A 17,905-nucleotide genomic window follows, 5' to 3' on the forward strand; every position below is an offset into this window, starting at 1 on the left:
TGCCCTGACAGAACGGCGGCCGATAATGCCGCAATGGAATAAATACCTTCGGAAAACTTCTTAGACGCACTAAGAAAAGCCGATTATCTTCGCCGCCACACTTATTCCAGCCTGTTCTACCACCTCCTGTCAGGCGCCTTGCCGCATGAAGATACGCGACCTCGATCTCAGCCAGAGTTCGATCAACACCGAACACCAGGCGCTAGGTCTGCCTCCTGTCGAAGATTTCGTCACCCATCCGGACGACCACCCGGTACTGCGCGCCGCCATGTGGGCGGCGGTGCTGATCCTGGTCGGCCTGCTCGCCTTCCTGGCCTGGCGCCTGTTCTTCGACAACGGCGGCAGCAACGGCTTCGAGATCATCGAGCAGGCCCTGACCAGCCGGGGTTTCTGGAGCGCGGTGGCGGTGGGCTTCTTCGCCCAGGTGATCGACGGTGCGCTGGGCATGGCCTATGGCATCACCGCGACTACCTTCCTGCTCAGCGCTGGTGCCACGCCGGCCGCTGCCAGCGCCAGCGTGCACATCGCCGAAGTGTTCACCACCGGCTTTTCCGGGATTTCCCACGTCAAGCTCGGCAACGTCAACAAGTCACTCTTCCTCCGCCTGCTGCTGCCGGGAATGATCGGCGCGGTGCTCGGCGCCGTGCTGATCACCCGCTTCGACGGCCACCAGCTCAAGCCCTTCATCTCCGCCTACCTGCTGCTGATGGGCCTGTACATCCTGAGCAAGGCCTACCGCCACGTGATCAAGCGCCGGGCACCGCGCCACGTGGCCAAGCTGGCACTCTTCGGCGGCTTCGTCGATGCTGCCGGCGGCGGCGGCTGGGGCCCGGTGGTCACCAGCAGCCTGATCGGCTCGGGTAGCGACCCGCGCACCACCATCGGCTCGGTGAACTTCGCCGAGTTCTTCCTGACCATCGCCAGCGCCACCTCCTTCATCCTCCTCGCTGGCCAGCCGGACACCTGGAAGATGGTCGCCGGGCTGGTCTTCGGCGGCCTGTTCGCCGCACCGTTCGCCGCCCTGCTGTGCAAGAAGCTTTCGCCGCGCACCCTGCTGGTCATCGTCGGCACCCTGATCACCCTGATCAGCGCCTACAACATCTACATCGGCCTGCGCTGACAGGCATAAGCGGCGAACACAACGGTCTAACCAGGCACGCTTTTCCTTGCCCGGGCGCATTGACCCGCCCGGCGCGCTTTCCCATGCTGCGTCCTTCCAATCTGCCCGAAGGAACGCTGCATGAAACTGGAAACCCTGGCCGTCCACGCCGGCTACAGCCCTGACCCGACCACCCGCGCGGTGGCGGTGCCGATCTACCAGACCACCTCCTACGCTTTCGACGACACCCAGCATGGCGCCGACCTGTTCGACCTGAAGGTACCGGGCAACATCTACACACGGATCATGAACCCCACCAACGACGTACTGGAACAGCGCGTCGCGGCGCTGGAAGGCGGGGTCGGGGCGCTGGCGGTGGCCTCGGGGATGGCGGCCATCACCTACGCGATCCAGACCGTCGCCGAGGCCGGCGACAACATCGTCTCGGTGGCCAAGCTCTACGGCGGCACCTACAACCTGCTGGCCCACACCCTGCCACGCATCGGCATCCAGGCGCGCTTCGCCGCCCACGACGACATCGCCGCCCTGGAAGCGCTGATCGACGAGCGGACCAAGGCCGTGTTCTGCGAAACCATCGGCAACCCGGCGGGCAACATCATCGACCTGCAGGCACTGGCCGACGCCGCTCACCGCCACGGCGTACCGCTGATCGTCGACAACACGGTAGCCACCCCAGTGCTCTGCCGGCCGTTCGAGCACGGTGCCGACATCATCGTGCACTCGCTGACCAAGTACATGGGCGGCCACGGCACCAGCATCGGCGGGATCGTGGTCGACTCCGGCAGATTCGACTGGGCGGCGAACAAGTCGCGCTTCCCGCTGCTGAACACGCCCGATCCGTCCTACCACGGCGTCACCTACACCGAGGTCTTCGGACCCGCCGCCTTCATCGGCCGCTGCCGGGTGGTACCGCTGCGCAACATGGGCGCGGCGCTCTCGCCGTTCAACGCCTTCCTCATCCTCCAAGGCCTGGAGACCCTGGCGCTGCGCATGGAGCGCCACTGCGACAACGCCCTCGCCGTGGCCCGCTACCTGCAGCAGCATCCGCAGGTGGCCTGGGTGAAATACGCCGGCCTCGCCGACAACCCCGAGCACGCCCTGGCCCGGCGCTACCTGGGGGGCCGCCCGGCGGCGATCCTGTCTTTCGGCATCCAGGGCGGCAGCGCCGCCGGCGCGCGCTTCATCGACGCCTTGAAGCTGGTGGTGCGGCTGGTCAACATCGGCGACGCCAAGTCCCTGGCCTGCCACCCGGCGAGCACCACCCACCGCCAGTTGAACGCGGAGGAACTGGCCCGCGCCGGAGTCTCCGACGACATGGTGCGGCTGTCGATCGGCATCGAGCACATCGACGACATCCTCGCCGACCTCGACCAGGCCCTGGCCGCCGCCGCACGCTGAGCGGATCGGTCAGTCCGGGCGAGCGTTTCGGTCCTTGCCCGGCCTGGCCGGCCGGCTAGTCTGGCTGGGATCCCCGACATGGAGAGCGCCATGCCACTGCCCACCGAACTCGCCAGGCACCTGACCGAAGAAAAGATCGCCTTCGTCCAGCGCAGCGGACTCAGGGCGGAAGTCCTCGAACCCGGCTACGTGCGCCTGCGCATGCCGGGCGCCGGCAACGAGAACCACATCGGCAGCATGTACGCCGGGGCGCTCTTCACCCTCGCCGAACTTCCCGGTGGCGCGCTGTTCCTGACCAGCTTCGACAGCGCCCGCTTCTATCCCATCGTCAAGGAGATGACCTTGCGCTTCCGCCGTCCGGCCAAGGGCGACATACGCGTCGAGGCACGCCTGGATGCCGAGCGCATCCGCCAACTGGAAACCGAGGCCGGGGAGCGCGGCAAGGCCGAATACAGCCTCGAACTGCAACTCACCGACGAGCAGGGCGAGGTAGTGGCGGAAAGCGCCGCGCTGTACCAGCTACGCAGCCACGCGCGACCCTGACTGGCAGATTTCGCAGGGCCCGGCGAAGGTTTTTTCTGCCGTGGATCAAGGTCCGTAGCGAGTTGCGGCGCGACAGTGGGGAAGCCAGCGTAGCCATCCCACGGAGTCCGCCATGATCCGCCACCTCCTGGTCGCCCACGACCTCACCCCGGAAGCCGACGTCGCCCTCGCCCGCGCCGCCCAGTTGGCCCGCCAGCACGATGCGCGGGTCAGTCTGCTGCACGTGTACGACCCGGGGCTATCGGCGTCGGCGGTGAAGACCGTCAGCGCCATGCTGCAACTCAAGCGCAAGGAGGCCGGCCTCGACGAGGACAGCGCCATCCACCTGTTCAGGGGCCAGCCGATCGACGGCATCCTGCAGCAGACCCGGGCGCTCGAACCGGACCTGCTGCTGATGGGCGCACACCACCAGAAGACCTTCGAACGCTTCGGCAACACCACCCTCGACCAAGTGGTGCGGCGCAGCCGGGTGCCGGTGCTGCTCGCCGTGCGCGAGGCGGACGAACCCTACCGCCAGGCGCTCAGCGCCCTGGACTTTTCCCAGTGCGCCTGTACCGCGCTGCGCCAGGCCTACCGCCTGCTGCCGGTGGAAGCCGACCTGCACGCCCTGCACGTGTTCGAGTCCCCCGACGACGGCGTGCTCGGCCTGCCCCGGCAGAATGCCGCGCACCTAGCCACCCAGGCCGGGCTGATCGAACAATTGCTGAGCGACGAGCAGGAGCGCCTGCCGGGCGTCGGGCCGCAGCTGAGCCACGAAGTGGTTCCCGGCGTGCTGCCGTACAGCCTGGACGCCGCGTTGAAGCAGCGCCAGCCGGAGCTGCTCGCCCTCGGCCGGCACAGCCGAAACGCGCTGATGCAGGCGCTGCTCGGCAACCTGGCGCAGCGTTACCTGCGCCAGCCGAGCTGCGACGTCCTGGTTACCTCGTAGAAGCGCTGCCGCAGAGGCTGCTCAGCTTTCGAGCAGCCCGTGCAACTCGACGAACTGCTGGGTCAGCTTGTGCCGCGGTTCGAGGAAGATCAGCGGGGTGCAAGCCTGGTGCGACTCGCGCATCTTCACCGAACTCATCAGGTACACCGGCAGCACCGGCAGTTCCTCCGCCACCAGCTCGTCGAGCAGTTGCTGCGGCAGGCTGGCGCGCGGCTGGAACTGGTTGACCACGATGCCCTCGACCTGCAGGTCTTCGTTGTGGTCGTCGCGCAGTTCCTCGATCTCCTGGAGAAGGCCATACAGCGCCTGGCGGGAGAAGCTGTCGCAATCGAAGGGAATCAGGCAGCGATCGGCAGCGATCAGCGCAGATACCGTGTAGAAATTCAGTGCCGGCGGGGTATCCAGGTAGATCCGGTCGTAGTCTTCGTCCAGTTCGTCCAGCAATTTGCGCAGCTTGTTGATCTTGTGCTTCGACTCCAGCTTCGGCTGCAGGTCGGCCAGTTCGGGGCTGGAGGTGACGATGTGCAGGTTGTCGAACGGCGTCTCGTAGATCTCGACCCTGCCCTTCTTGCTGAAGGGCCCGGAAGACAAGGTCTGCTTGAAGAAGTCGGCGATCCCCACCGGCAGGTCCTCGCCGGTCAGTCCGGTCAGGTAGTGCGTGGAGTTGGCCTGGGCGTCCAGGTCCACCAGCAGGGTGCGATAGCCCTCCGCCGCGCTGACCGCCGCCAGGTTGCAGGCGATGCTGGACTTGCCTACCCCGCCTTTCTGATTGAACACCACGCGCCGCATGGGAAATCTCCGTGAGCCGAGCCTGATCCCGGATGATAGGCAAAGCCGCGGGCAAGCGCGAGCGCCGTCTCGGTCCTGACATAGAGCGGTTCAGCGCCGGCGCAGGCTGGCCGCCTCGCGGGTCACCAGGTCGATGAAGGACAGCGCCAGCGGCGAGCCCTCGTTCTGCCGGCGGACCAGCCATACCGCAGTCGTCGCCTCGGGATCGCTCAGGGTGCGGTAGACCACGCCGTCGACCCGGGTGCGGCGGAACGACGCCGGCAGGATCGACACCCCCAGTCCGGCCGAGACCAGGCCGATGATGGTCATCGCCTCGCTGGCCTCCTGGGCGATGCGCGGGCTGAAGCCGGCCTGTCGGGTCAGGGCGATGACCTGGTCGTAGAGCCCGGTGCCGTAGCTGCGCGGGAAGAACACGAAGGGCTCCTCGGCCAGGGCGGCGATGGCCAGGCCATCCTCGCTGCCGGCCGCCAGCGGATGGTCGGCCCGCAGCACCGCCACCAGCGGTTCGCGGAACAACTCCACCCAATGCACCGCATCCGGCAGCGCCAGCGGGCGGATCACGCCCACCTGCAGGCTTTCCTCGAGCAGCGCCTTGAGTACCTGGCGGCTGCTCATTTCCTGCAGGTCGAGGTGTACGTCCGGATAGGCCTTGCGGAAGGCATGGATGCTGCTGGGTATGGTCGAGGTGAAGGGTGCCGAGGAAGTGAAACCGATCTTCAGCTCGCCCAGTTCCCCCAGGTGGGCGCGACGCGCCAGCAGCACCGCCTTGTCTACCTGGGCCAGCACCTGGCGGGACTCGTCGAGGAACAGCCGGCCGGCGTCGGTGAGTTCGACGCGGCGGTTGGTGCGCTCGAACAGGCGCGCACCGATTTCCTCCTCCAGCGCCTGGATCTGCTGGCTCAACGGCGGCTGGGAGATCCCCAGGCGCTCGGCGGCGCGGCCGAAGTGCAGCTCCTCGGCGACGGCGATGAAATAGCGCAGGTGCCTGAGTTCCACGCGGCCCCTCCAATTAGGTCTTTTTACATATCAATCGTGTCGATCAATATATTGGAAATCATATAAACCTATCTATATCCTTTGCCACATAACCTCCAACAACGACCCCTTGTCCCTGAAATCCAGGTGGCGCGGCCTCGTTGTGCCTGCTCGCCACCGTCCCCAGAGGTGCCCCGTGAGCAATCCGCAAGTCCGGCCACAGGCCGAAGAAGAACCCGCGTTAATCGAGGCGGCCCGCGAAGCAGCCAACGAGGTGCTGGAAGCCGCCACCGAAGTCGAACGCTATATCGAAAAAGGCACCCCGCAGTTCATGCGCACCTCGCTGGCGCTGTTCTCCGGCGGTTTCGCCACCTTTGCCCTGCTCTACTGCATCCAGCCGATGATGCCGGTGCTGTCCAAGGCGTTTTCCATCAGCGCCGCGGAAAGCAGCCTGGCATTGTCCGTCGCCACCGCCATGCTCGCCCTTGGCCTGCTGGTCACCGGCCCGATCTCCGACGCGATCGGCCGCAAGCCGGTGATGGTCGTCTCGCTGCTGGCCGCCGCGCTGTTCACCCTCGGCAGCGCGGTGATGCCCACCTGGCATGGCGTGCTGCTGATGCGCGCGCTGGTCGGGCTGTCCTTGAGCGGCCTGGCCGCGGTGGCGATGACCTATCTCAGCGAAGAGATCCATCCGCAGCACATCGGCTTGTCGATGGGCCTGTACATCGGCGGCAACGCCATCGGCGGGATGAGCGGACGCCTGATCAGCGGCGTCCTGGTCGATTTCATCTCCTGGCATGCCGCACTGGCGGTCCTCGGCGGCCTGGCCCTGGTCGCCGCGCTGGTGTTCTGGCGCGTGCTGCCCGAGTCGAAACACTTCCGGCCGGCACCGCTGAAGCCGGCGACCCTGCTCAACGGCTACCGCTTGCACTTCCGCGACGCCGGACTGCCCTGGCTGTTCCTGATCGGCTTCCTGCTGATGGGCAGCTTCGTCACCCTGTTCAACTACATCGGCTACCGCCTGCTGGCCGAGCCCTACCACATGAGCCAGGCGGTGGTCGGCGTGCTCTCGGTGGTTTACCTCTCGGGCATCTACAGCTCGGCCTGGGTCGGTTCGCTGGCCGACAAGCTGGGGCGACGCAAGGTGCTCTGGGCGGTCATCCTGCTGATGCTCGGCGGCCTGCTGCTGACCCTGTTCGAGCCGATCCCGCTGATGCTCGCCGGCCTGTTGCTGTTCACCTTCGGCTTCTTCGGCGCGCACTCGGTGGCGAGCAGCTGGATCGGGCGCCGCGCCCTGCGCGCCAAGGGCCAGGCCTCGTCGCTCTACCTGTTCAGCTACTACGTCGGCTCGAGCCTGGCCGGCACCCTCGGCGGGGTGTTCTGGCATTACTACGGCTGGAACGGCATCGGACTGTTCATCGGCTCGCTGCTGGTGGTCGCGGTATTGGTCTCGCTGCACCTGGCGCGCCTGCCGGCCCTGCCTGGCAACACTCTGGCGCAGGCCGCCCACTGAGTTCGAGGCGCCGGTCTCCCGGCGCCTTCACTCCGACCAGAAGCGTACTCCGGTCAGTTCTTCCGATAGCGCCCACAGCCGCGCGGCCAGCCCCAGGTCGCGCGCATTCCGCGGAATCCGCGCCGCCGCCGGATAACCGCGGGTTTCCAGCCAGCGATCTGGGCCGACATAGGCGCCGCCATACCAGCGCTGTTCGGTCAGCGCGGAAAGTGCCGGCAGCGCCCCCATCTCAGCCGATTGCGCGAACGCTCCGTTGGCCACCTTCATCGCCCAGCGTCCCAGGCGCGAACCAGACATCGCCGGCGCCGCGTACTGCAGGTTGGTCGCCGCGTAGCCCGGATGCGCCGCCAGGCTCTGCAGAAGCACGCCCCGCTGGCCGGCGCGGCGCTGCAACTCCAGGCTGAACAGCAGATTGGCCTGCTTGCTGTGGCAATAGGCGAGATAGCGGTTGTAGCCGCGCTCGGCGTTGAGGTCGTCGAGCGGCAGCCGGCCGAACTGGTTGAAACCGCTGGTCATGCCCACCACCCTGGGCCGTGGAGCGGCCAGCAACGAGTCCAGCAGCAGTCCCGTAAGCGCGAAGTGGCCAAGGTGATTGGTGCCCATCTGCATCTCGAAACCGTCGCGGGTACGCCGCAGGGGCAGGAACATCACTCCGGCGTTGTTGAACAAGAGATCGAGGCGTTCGTGGCGCTGGCGGAAACCGGCGGCGCAGGCGCGGATCGAGGCGAGGTCGGCCAGGTCGAGATCGGCCAGCTCCAGGCGTGCCTGGGGATACTCGTCGAGGATCGCCCGCCGCGCCCGCTCCGCCTGTTCGCGATTGCGGCAGGCCATCACCACGGTCGCCCCTTTGCCGGCCAGCGTGCGCGCCGCCTGCCAACCCAGGCCGCTGTTGGCGCCGGTGACCAGCGCCAGGCGCCCGGCCAGTTGCGGAATGTTGCGTCGTACCCAGGGATGCATCGCTCGTTCTCCGCTTGACTGCGTTGCCGGGCAGTATCGCGGCGCCAGCCAATGCAGCGGCAGACGCGCTCGCGCCAGACTGCCGATCATTTCGGGCCAGGACACGCCAGCATGAGCCGCCGCACGGACTCCGACGCACCGACCATCACCGCCGCCTATCCGCGCCTGCTGCTCGGCCTGCTGGAGGAACGCGGCCTGGACGGACGCGCGCTGCTGCGGGAAATCGGTCTGTCGACGCTGCGACTGGAAGAGCCGGAAGCACGCGTAACATCGCAGCAGTACCAGGCGATCGCCGCCACGGCGCTCGCGCTGAGCGGCGACCCCGGCCTGGGCGCACAGCTCGCCTTGCGCACGCCTCCCACCGCCCATGGCAGCCTGGGCTACGCGATGATGGCCTCGGCGACGCTCGGCGATGCCTTGTGCCTGGCGCTGCGCTACATGCCGCTGCTGCAGGGCAACGTCGAAATCAGCCTGCTGCGCGAGGACGAGCAGGTGATCCTGCGCCTGCTGCCAGGCCCTGCGCTCCCGCCGGCGCTGCACCGGTACTTCAGCGAAGCCCTGCTGATCGGCCTGTATCGCTCCGGCGCCTGGCTGCTCGGCGAACCGGCCCTGGCCGGCAGGCTCGACTTCGACTATCCCGAACCTGCCGTGCCTGTGCCGCTGCCGCAGTGCCGCTACGACCAGGCCCACGTCCAACTGGTGTTCCCCGCCATCCTGCTCGCCCGCTCGCTACCGATGGCCGATCCGGCTGCATTGCGCCGCGCCCGCGAACACTGCGAACGCGAACTGGCGCTGCTCGATGCCGGCCGCCGGGACATCTGCGCCCGCGTGCGGCTGGAGCTGGAACGGCAGGAACAGCGTTTCCCCAACCTGGAGGAAGTAGCCACGCGCCTGCACCTGTCCAGCCGCAGCCTCAAGCGGCATCTGCATGACGCCGGCACCAGCTTTCGCCAGTTGCTCGGCCAGGCTCGCCAGCGCCAGGCCTTGCGATTGCTGCGGCGTCCCGAGGTGTCGTTGCAGCGTATCGCCCTGTACCTGGGCTACAGCGATCCAACCAACTTCACCCGCGCCTTCAAGCGCTGGACCGGCGAGCCGCCGAGCGACACCCGCGCCCGCCTGCTGGGCGGGCAACCAGTTTCACGAACAAATGCCAAGCGCTCGACAAATCCCTCGCGTTTCCCTTGAGCGCGGCAAGCGCTGTCCTATGCTGCTGCGGCCGGCATCCGGCCGGCCTCGACAGCGATATGAAAGGGACTTTATGAAACCAGCGATCAAGCGCGCCTGCCTGCTCGGCACGGCACTGTTCTCCCTCTGCGCCAGCGCAGCCCAGGCGGCCGGCGTTCTGGTAGGAACCTGGGACCTGCGGGGCAACGGCCAGCTCGCCGCGGTCTACCGCGACGGCGCCAACCTGCAGGTGGTGGAAGGCGGCAGCACCCGCAACTACAGCTTCGGCAACGTGGTCTGGTCGGTCTTCGGCGCCACCGATACCGACGGCCAGCCCGGCGCGGAAATCCTGGTCAAGGCCGGTCCCGACCTGGTGATCGTCTCCCACGCCAGCACCACCCAGCGCAAGTACCCGGTAGGCAACGTCTCCTGGGCGATCATGCGTGCCACCGACGTCGACAACGTCGCCGGCGACGAAGTCATCCTCAGCATCGGCAACGGCGTGCGCACCGTATTCGATCGCACCCGTACGCAACGCGACGCCACCTTCAGCTACAACGGCACCTGGGGCCTGTTCGACGTCGCCGACGTGGACGGCGCGCCGGGCAAGGAACTGGTGCTGAACATGGGCAACGGCGTCAAGGTCATCGACCCGCGCACCAGTGGCGCCAAGGACTTCACCTTCAGCGGCTACCACGCGCTCGCACAGATCGCCGACCTCGACGGCCAGCCCGGCGCGGAGATCATCGGCCGCACCAGCACCGGCATCTACGTGATCAGCAACGCCACTTCCCGCAAGGAATACAGCATCGGCGCCAGCGCCTGGGCACTCTATGGCGGCACCGCGGACACCGACGGCAAGCCGGGCAACGAGCTGATCGTGGTGATGCAGGGCAAGGTGCGGGTCATCCACCACGCCAGCGGCGCCAGCAACGACTACCGCATCGGCGACGTCAACTACAGCATCGATTCGGTGGCCGACATGGATGGCCAGCCGGGCGCGGAAATCCTCGTGCGCGACGCCAACGGCAAGCTGTTCGTGATCAACGACCGCACCGGCAAGGTAAGCAGTTGAGCCGGGCGGGTTGCGTAGGGCGGGTACGCCACCGGCGCGACCCCGCCAACCAACGCGCCGGAGGGCCGTCGGCCCGCGCATGAAAAAGGGGAGCCTCGGCTCCCCTTCTTTCGTTCCGGCTCAGCCGTGGTACTGCGCCGACAGCTCGTGCACCGCCTCGAAGAAGGCGCCGGCATGGGCCGGGTCGACTTCCGGGGTGATGCCGTGGCCGAGATTGAACACATGCCCCGTACCCTTGCCGTAGGCCGCCAGGATCCGCGCGACTTCGGCGCGTATCGCCGCCGGATTGGCGTAGAGCACCGAGGGATCCATGTTGCCTTGCAGGGCTACACGCTCACCGACACGGGCCCGGGCGCTGCCGATGTCGCAGGTCCAGTCCAGGCCCAGCGCCTCGGCGCCGACCTCGGCCATCGACTCCAGCCACAGGCCGCCTCCCTTGGTGAAGAGGATCACCGGCACCCGGCGTCCGTCGTGCTCGCGGATCAATCCATCGACGATCTTGCGCATGTAGGTCAGGGAGAACTCCTGGTAGGCCGCCGCCGACAGGCTGCCGCCCCATGAGTCGAAGATCTGCACCGCCTGGGCGCCGGCGCGGATCTGCCCGTTGAGGTAGCTGGTCACCGATTGCGCCAGCTTGTCCAGCAGAGCGTGCATGGCCTTCGGGTTGTCGTAGAGCATCGCCTTGGATTTGCGGAAGTCCTTGCTCGAGCCGCCCTCGACCATGTAGGTGGCGAGGGTCCAGGGGCTGCCGGAGAAGCCGATCAGCGGTACGCGGCCGTTCAGCTCGCGGCGGATGGTGCGCACGGCGTCCATCACATAGCCCAGGTCCTGTTCCGGATCGGGAACCGGCAGCGCCTCGATGTCGGCCAGCGACGAGACCACCTTGCGGAAGCGCGGGCCTTCGCCGGTCTCGAAGTACAGGCCCTGGCCCATGGCATCGGGAATGGTCAGGATGTCGGAGAAGAGGATCGCGGCGTCCAGCTGCGGGTAACGGTCCAGCGGCTGCAGGGTCACTTCGCAGGCCAGCTCCGGGTTCATGCACAGGCTCATGAAATCGCCGGCCTTGGCACGGGTGGCACGGTATTCCGGCAGGTAACGACCGGCCTGGCGCATCATCCAGACGGGGGTGACATCGACGGGCTGCTTGAGCAGGGCACGGAGGAAGCGGTCGTTCTTCAGGGCAGTCATAACGGCATCCGATCAAAGGCTGCTGGCTTCACGCGGGCACGTGCGGAAGAGGGTTATCCACAGGCCGGCGGGCGAAAAGGGCCGCTATTGTCGCAAAGCACAAAACAAAAGGCACGGCGGGGGCCGTGCCTTTTGTCTATCGCGGTGATTTGTCGCAGCACCGGTGGCGCCGCGGGTCAGACGCCAAGGTAGTCGAGGATGCCTTCGGCCGCGGTACGTCCTTCGAAGATCGCCGTCACCACCAGGTCGGAACCACGGACCATGTCGCCACCGGCGAAGATCTTCGGGTTGCTGGTCTGGTGCTTGAACTGCGCCTGCGCCGGAGCCACCACGCGGCCCTGGCTGTCGGTGGCGATCTCGAAGCGCTCGAACCACGGCGCCGGACTCGGCCGGAAGCCGAAGGCGATCAGCACGGCTTCCGCCGGGATGATCTCCTCGGAACCGGGGATCGGTTCGGGGCTGCGGCGTCCGCGGGCGTCCGGCTCGCCGAGACGGGTCTCGACCACCTTCACGCCTTCCACCCGGTCCTCGCCGACGATGGCGATGGGCTGGCGGTTGAAGAGGAACTTCACGCCCTCTTCCTTGGCGTTCTTCACTTCCTTGCGCGAGCCCGGCATGTTTTCTTCGTCACGGCGATAGGCACAGGTCACCGACTTGGCGCCCTGGCGGATCGAAGTGCGGTTGCAGTCCATCGCGGTGTCGCCGCCGCCCAGGACCACCACGCGCTTGCCCTTCATGTCGACGAAGTCCTCGGCCGACTTCTCGAAGCCGAGGTTGCGGTTCACGTTGGCGATCAGGAAGTCCAGGGCGTCGTGTACGCCCGGCAGGTCCTCGCCGGGGAAACCACCCTTCATGTAGGTGTAGGTGCCCATCCCCATGAACACGGCATCGTACTCATCGAGCAACTGCTCCATGGTCACGTCCTTGCCGATCTCGGTGTTCAGGCGGAACTCGATGCCCATGCCGGTGAACACCTCGCGGCGACGGCTGAGGACGTGCTTCTCCAGCTTGAACTCGGGAATGCCGAAGGTCAGCAGGCCGCCGATCTCCGGGTTGCGGTCGAACACCACCGGGGTCACGCCGTTGCGCACCAGCACGTCGGCGCAGCCGAGGCCGGCCGGGCCGGCACCGATCACCGCGACGCGCCTGCCGGTCGGCTTGACCTTGGACAGGTCCGGGCGCCAGCCCATGGCGAAGGCCGTATCGGTGATGTATTTCTCCACCGAGCCGATGGTCACCGCGCCAAAGCCGTCGTTGAGGGTACAGGCACCCTCGCAGAGGCGGTCCTGCGGGCAGACCCGGCCGCAGACTTCCGGCAGGGTGTTGGTCTGGTGCGACAGTTCGGCGGCGGCCAGGATGTTGCCTTCGGAAACCAGCTTCAGCCAGTTCGGGATGAAGTTGTGCACCGGGCACTTCCACTCGCAGTAGGGGTTGCCGCAGCCCAGGCAGCGGTGGGCCTGGTCGGCGGCCTGCTGCGGCTTGAACAGGTCGTGGATCTCCACGAACTCGCGCTTGCGCTGGCGCAGCAGCTTCTTCTTCGGGTCCTTGCGCCCGACTTCGATGAACTGGAAGTCGTTGTTCAGGCGGTCGGAATTCAGACGTTCAGACATATCGAAACCTCATCACAACTTCGGGCGCTTATTGCGGGTTGGCACGGGTGCTGGTCAGCAGCGAACCGAGGCTGGCCGCCTTCGGTTTCACCAGCCAGAACCGACGCAGGTAGTCATCCAGGTTTTCCAGGATGTTCGCGCCCCACTCGCTTGCCGTTTCGTTCACGTACTCGACCAGGACCTTGCGCAGGTGGCTGCGATAGGCCTCCATCGCCTCGCCGCTGATCCGCTGGATTTCCACCAGCTCGTGGTTCACGCGGTCGACGAAAGTGTTGTCCATGTCGAGGACGTAGGCGAAGCCCCCGGTCATGCCGGAGCCGAAGTTGTAGCCGGTCTTGCCCAGCACGCAGACGAAACCGCCGGTCATGTATTCGCAGCAGTGGTCGCCGGTACCTTCCACCACCGCATGGGAACCGGAGTTGCGCACGGCGAAGCGCTCGCCGGCGGTTCCGGCGGCGAACAGCTTGCCGCCGGTGGCGCCGTACAGGCAGGTGTTGCCGACGATGGCCGATTCCTGGGTCTTGAACGGACTGCCCTTGGGCGGGGTGATCACCAGCTTGCCGCCGGTCATGCCCTTGCCTACGTAGTCGTTGGCGTCGCCTTCCAGGTACAGGTGCAGGCCACCGGCGTTCCACACGCCGAAGCTCTGTCCCGCGGTGCCCTTGAAACGGAACACCACCGGTGCCTTGGCCATGCCCTGGTTGCCGTGCAGGCGGGCGATCTCGCCGGATACCCGCGCGCCGATGGATCGGTCGCAGTTGCAGATGTCCAGCTCGTACTCGCCGCCGCTCAGGCCTTCGATGGCGGCCTTCGACAGCTCGACCATCTTCTCGGCCAGCAGGCCCTGGTCGAACGGCGGGTTTTTCTCCACCTCGCAGAACTGCGGCTTGTCGGCCGGGATCAGCTCACTGCCCAGCAACGGAGCGAGATCCAGGTTCTGCTGCTTGGCGGTCTCGCCGGGGAGGATCTCCAGCAGGTCGGTGCGGCCGATCAGCTCGCCCAGGCTGCGCACGCCGAGGCGCGCCAGCCACTCGCGGGTTTCCGTGGCGATGAAGGTGAAGAAGTTGATCACCATCGCGGTGGTGCCGATGAAGTGGTCCTTGCGCAACTTGTCGTTCTGCGTCGCCACGCCGGTGGCGCAGTTGTTCAGGTGGCAGATGCGCAGGTACTTGCAGCCCAGGGCGATCATCGGCGCGGTGCCGAAGCCGAAGCTCTCGGCGCCGAGAATGGCCGCCTTGATCACGTCCAGGCCGGTCTTCAGGCCGCCATCGGTCTGCACCCGGACCTTGCCACGCAGGTCGTTGCCGCGCAGGGTCTGGTGGGTTTCCGCCAGGCCCAGTTCCCAGGGCGAGCCGGCGTACTTGATCGAGGTGATCGGCGAGGCGCCGGTACCGCCGTCGTAGCCGGAGATGGTGATCAGGTCCGCATAGGCCTTGGCCACGCCGGCGGCGATGGTGCCGACGCCCGGCTCCGACACCAGCTTCACCGATACCAGCGCCTGCGGGTTGACCTGCTTGAGGTCGAAGATCAGTTGCGCCAGGTCTTCGATGGAGTAGATGTCGTGGTGCGGCGGCGGCGAGATCAGGGTCACGCCGGGCACCGCATAGCGCAGGCGGGCGATCAGGCCGTTGACCTTGCCGCCCGGCAACTGGCCGCCCTCGCCGGGCTTGGCGCCCTGGGCCACCTTGATCTGCAGGACCTCGGCGTTGACCAGGTATTCCGGGGTCACGCCGAAGCGGCCGGTAGCCACCTGCTTGATCTTCGAACTCTTCAGCGTGCCGTAGCGCGCCGGGTCCTCGCCGCCCTCGCCGGAGTTGGAGCGACCGCCCAGGGTGTTCATCGCCTCGGCCAGCGCCTCGTGGGCCTCCGGCGACAGCGCGCCGAGGGAAATCCCGGCGGCATCGAAGCGCTTGAAGATGGCTTCCAGCGGCTCCACCTCGTCGAGCGCCAGCGGCTGCGCGGCGGTCTTCACCTGCAACAGGTCGCGGATCATCGACACCGGGCGCTGGTCCACCAGCGCGGTGTATTCCTTGAACTTCTCGTAGTCGCCCTGCTGCACGGCAGCCTGCAGGGTATTCACCACATCCGGGTTGTAGGCGTGGTATTCGCCGCCATAGACGAACTTCAGCAAGCCGCCCTGCTGGATCGGCTTGCGGTTGCTCCAGGCCTCGGCGGCCAGGAGCTTCTGCTCGTTCTCGATATCGACGAAGCGCGCACCCTGGATGCGGCTGGCGACTCCGGTGAAGCACAGGTCGGTGACCTCGTCGGACAGGCCCACCGCCTCGAACAGCTGCGCGCCACGGTAGGACGCGACGGTGGAGATGCCCATCTTCGAGAGAATCTTCATCAGGCCCTTGGAGATCCCCTTGCGGTAGTACTTGAACACCTCGTAGAGATCGCCCAGCACTTCACCGGTGCGGATCAGGTCGGCCAGCACCTCGTAGGCGAGGAACGGATAGACCGCCGAGGCGCCGAAGCCGATCAGCACCGCGAAATGGTGCGGATCGCGGGCGGTGGCGGTCTCCACCAGGATGTTGGAGTCGCAGCGCAGCCCGGTCTGCACCAGGCGGTGATGCACCGCACCGACGGCCAGGGCAGCATGCAACGGCAGTTTGCCGGGAGCGATATGGCGGTCGCTGAGGATCAGCAGCACCTTGCCGCCGCGCACGGCCTCCTCGGCCTGGTCGGCGATGTTGCGCACCGCGGCCTCCAGGCCCATCGACTCGTCGTAGTTGAGGTCGATGAAGTGGCGGTCGAAGCCCGGGCGGTCCAGGGTCATGATGGTCCGCCACTTCGCCGGCGAGATCACCGGAGTGGTGAGGATCGCCTGGTTGGCATGGTGCGGGGCTTCCTCGAAGATGTTCTGCTCGACGCCCAGACAGGTTTCCAGGGACATCACGATGGCTTCGCGCAGCGGGTCGATCGGCGGGTTGGTGACCTGGGCGAATTGCTGGCGGAAGTAATCGTACGGAGAGCGGATGCGCCGGGAGAGGATCGCCATCGGCGTATCGTCGCCCATGGAGCCTACCGCTTCCTGGCCCTGCTCGCCGAGCGGACGCAGCACCTGGTCACGCTCCTCGAAGGTGACCTGGAACATCTTCATGAATTGCTTGAGCTGGTCGGCGTCGTAGCTGGCCACGCCATGGTCGTCGTCCAGGGTCGCCTGGATGCGCAGGGCATTCTGCCGCAGCCATTGCTTGTAGGGATGGCGCGACTTCAGGCGGTTGTCGATGTCGTCGCTGTGCAGGACCTGGCCGGTCTCGGTGTCCACCGCGAGGATCTGCCCCGGACCGACGCGACCCTTGGCGATGACGTCCTCGGGCTTGTAGTCCCAGACGCCGATTTCCGAGGCCAGGGTGATGTAGCCGTTCTTCGTGGTGACCCAGCGCGACGGGCGCAGGCCATTGCGGTCGAGCAGGCAGACGGCATAGCGACCGTCGGTCAGCACGACGCCGGCGGGGCCATCCCAGGGCTCCATGTGCAGCGAGTTGTACTCGTAGAACGCGCGCAGGTCGGCGTCCATGGTCTCGACGTTCTGCCAGGCCGGCGGGATGATCATGCGCAGGCCGCGGAACAGGTCCATGCCGCCGGTGACCATCAGTTCGAGCATGTTGTCCATGCTCGACGAGTCGGAGCCGACGCGGTTCACCAGCGGGCCTAGCTCTTCCAGGTCGGGGATCAGTTCGTTGGTGAACTTGGTCCGCCGTGCCTGGGCCCAGTTGCGGTTGCCGGTGATGGTGTTGATCTCGCCGTTGTGGGCGAGGAAGCGGAACGGCTGCGCCAGCGGCCATTTCGGCAGGGTGTTGGTGGAGAAGCGCTGGTGGAATACGCAGATCGCGGTCTGCAGGCGCTCGTCGCCAAGGTCCGGATAGAAGGCGGCCAGGTCGGCCGGCATCATCAGGCCCTTGTAGATGATGGTCTTGTGCGAAAAGCTGCAGATGTAGTGGTCGCTGTCGGCGGCGTTGGCCACCGACGAGCGGCGCCGTGCGCTGAACAGCTTGATGGCGAAGTCCTGGTCGCTCAGGCCGGCGCCTCCGATGAACACCTGTTCGATCTGCGGCAGGCGCTCCAGCGCCAGGCGGCCGAGAACGCTGGTATCGATCGGCACCTTGCGCCAGCCGACCAGCTCCAGTCCGGCGGCGACGATCTCGCGATTCATGTTCTCGCGTGCCGCCTCGGCTTTCACCGGGTCCTGGTTGAAGAACACCATGCCCACCGCGTATTGCTCGGGCAGGTCGACAGAAAAGGCTTCCCTGGCGACGGCACGCAGGAACAGGTCGGGCTTCTGGATCAGCAACCCGCAGCCGTCCCCGGTCTTGCCATCGGCATTGATCCCACCGCGGTGGGTCATGCAGGTCAGTGCTTCGATTGCGGTTTGCAGAAGTTGATGGCTCGGCTCGCCCTGCATATGGGCGATCAGGCCAAATCCGCAGTTATCCTTGAACGTTTCAGGATGGTACAGACCTGCTTTCATAAGGAACTCTCACCGGCAAAACTTTTTTAGTCATCTACTTCGCCTGTCACCCGCTCATGCGGCGAGTTTTCGACAGGCAAAGGGAGGCCATTGTACATAGGTGCACAAGGCCTCACAAATTTTGCGGCGAGAAAATGAAATTCAATGTCGCCAAAATGAAAGACGAAACCC

General features: G+C 66.4%; 13 protein-coding genes. 7 read left to right on the forward strand and 6 right to left on the reverse strand.

Going from position 1 to position 17,905, the window contains the following annotated elements; genetic code table 11:
- Nucleotides 1–145: 145 nt before the first annotated feature.
- From VQ067_RS27505 to VQ067_RS27520, 4 genes are all read left to right on the forward strand, one after another.
- A complete protein-coding gene (locus VQ067_RS27505) occupies nucleotides 146–1,120 on the forward strand; it encodes a sulfite exporter TauE/SafE family protein (RefSeq protein WP_003095804.1) in 975 nt (324 codons plus the stop codon).
- Between the two features lie 120 nt (nucleotides 1,121–1,240).
- Nucleotides 1,241–2,518, forward strand: coding sequence for a bifunctional O-acetylhomoserine aminocarboxypropyltransferase/cysteine synthase (locus VQ067_RS27510; RefSeq protein ID WP_033989916.1), 1,278 nt, complete (start codon nucleotides 1,241–1,243; stop codon nucleotides 2,516–2,518).
- Between the two features lie 90 nt (nucleotides 2,519–2,608).
- Nucleotides 2,609–3,061: a YiiD C-terminal domain-containing protein gene (locus VQ067_RS27515; RefSeq protein WP_003114565.1), complete on the forward strand. Its 453-nt coding sequence runs from the start codon at nucleotides 2,609–2,611 to the stop codon at nucleotides 3,059–3,061.
- Nucleotides 3,062–3,173: 112 nt separating this feature from the next.
- The gene (locus tag VQ067_RS27520; protein ID WP_003095811.1) at nucleotides 3,174–3,989 is read left to right on the forward strand and encodes a universal stress protein; all 816 of its coding nucleotides are present in this window, start codon (nucleotides 3,174–3,176) and stop codon (nucleotides 3,987–3,989) included.
- 21 nt (nucleotides 3,990–4,010) lie between these two features.
- On the opposite strand, the gene VQ067_RS27525 is transcribed toward VQ067_RS27520, so the two are convergent.
- Both VQ067_RS27525 and VQ067_RS27530 read right to left on the reverse strand, forming a co-directional pair.
- Entirely contained in the window at nucleotides 4,011–4,778 is a 768-nt protein-coding gene (locus VQ067_RS27525; RefSeq protein WP_003103688.1) for a ParA family protein, read from the reverse strand.
- A gap of 90 nt (nucleotides 4,779–4,868) precedes the next feature.
- Nucleotides 4,869–5,774 (reverse strand): LysR family transcriptional regulator, encoded by a 906-nt coding sequence (locus VQ067_RS27530; RefSeq protein WP_003095817.1) that lies wholly within the window; start codon nucleotides 5,772–5,774, stop codon nucleotides 4,869–4,871.
- A 175-nt stretch (nucleotides 5,775–5,949) separates the two neighbouring features.
- On the opposite strand from VQ067_RS27530, the gene VQ067_RS27535 reads away from it, so the two are divergent.
- Entirely contained in the window at nucleotides 5,950–7,266 is a 1,317-nt protein-coding gene (locus tag VQ067_RS27535) for an MFS transporter (protein WP_003103690.1), read from the forward strand.
- Between the two features lie 27 nt (nucleotides 7,267–7,293).
- On the opposite strand, the gene VQ067_RS27540 is transcribed toward VQ067_RS27535, so the two are convergent.
- Nucleotides 7,294–8,223 (reverse strand): oxidoreductase, encoded by a 930-nt coding sequence (locus VQ067_RS27540; protein ID WP_019486040.1) that lies wholly within the window; start codon nucleotides 8,221–8,223, stop codon nucleotides 7,294–7,296.
- A 111-nt stretch (nucleotides 8,224–8,334) separates the two neighbouring features.
- Between VQ067_RS27540 and VQ067_RS27545 the strand changes: the two genes are divergently transcribed.
- Together VQ067_RS27545 and VQ067_RS27550 are read left to right on the forward strand one after the other, a co-directional pair.
- On the forward strand, nucleotides 8,335–9,408 hold the full coding sequence (locus tag VQ067_RS27545; protein WP_021263522.1) for an AraC family transcriptional regulator: 1,074 nt from the start codon (nucleotides 8,335–8,337) through the stop codon (nucleotides 9,406–9,408).
- A gap of 73 nt (nucleotides 9,409–9,481) precedes the next feature.
- Nucleotides 9,482–10,462 (forward strand): hypothetical protein, encoded by a 981-nt coding sequence (locus VQ067_RS27550; protein WP_031636802.1) that lies wholly within the window; start codon nucleotides 9,482–9,484, stop codon nucleotides 10,460–10,462.
- 120 nt (nucleotides 10,463–10,582) lie between these two features.
- Here the strand turns inward: VQ067_RS27550 and hemE are convergent, their stop codons facing one another.
- The 3 genes from hemE to gltB form a co-directional block, all read right to left on the reverse strand.
- On the reverse strand, nucleotides 10,583–11,650 hold the full coding sequence (gene hemE, locus VQ067_RS27555) for a uroporphyrinogen decarboxylase (protein WP_010793690.1): 1,068 nt from the start codon (nucleotides 11,648–11,650) through the stop codon (nucleotides 10,583–10,585).
- 176 nt (nucleotides 11,651–11,826) lie between these two features.
- Nucleotides 11,827–13,260: an FAD-dependent oxidoreductase gene (locus tag VQ067_RS27560; RefSeq protein WP_003095829.1), complete on the reverse strand. Its 1,434-nt coding sequence runs from the start codon at nucleotides 13,258–13,260 to the stop codon at nucleotides 11,827–11,829.
- 28 nt (nucleotides 13,261–13,288) lie between these two features.
- Nucleotides 13,289–17,734 (reverse strand): glutamate synthase large subunit, encoded by a 4,446-nt coding sequence (gene gltB, locus VQ067_RS27565; RefSeq protein ID WP_019486036.1) that lies wholly within the window; start codon nucleotides 17,732–17,734, stop codon nucleotides 13,289–13,291.
- Between the last annotated feature and the right edge of the window lie 171 nt (nucleotides 17,735–17,905).

Origin of the sequence: Pseudomonas sp. KBN12P06040, assembly GCF_037574965.1 — a bacterium.
GTDB lineage: Bacteria > Pseudomonadota > Gammaproteobacteria > Pseudomonadales > Pseudomonadaceae > Pseudomonas > Pseudomonas aeruginosa.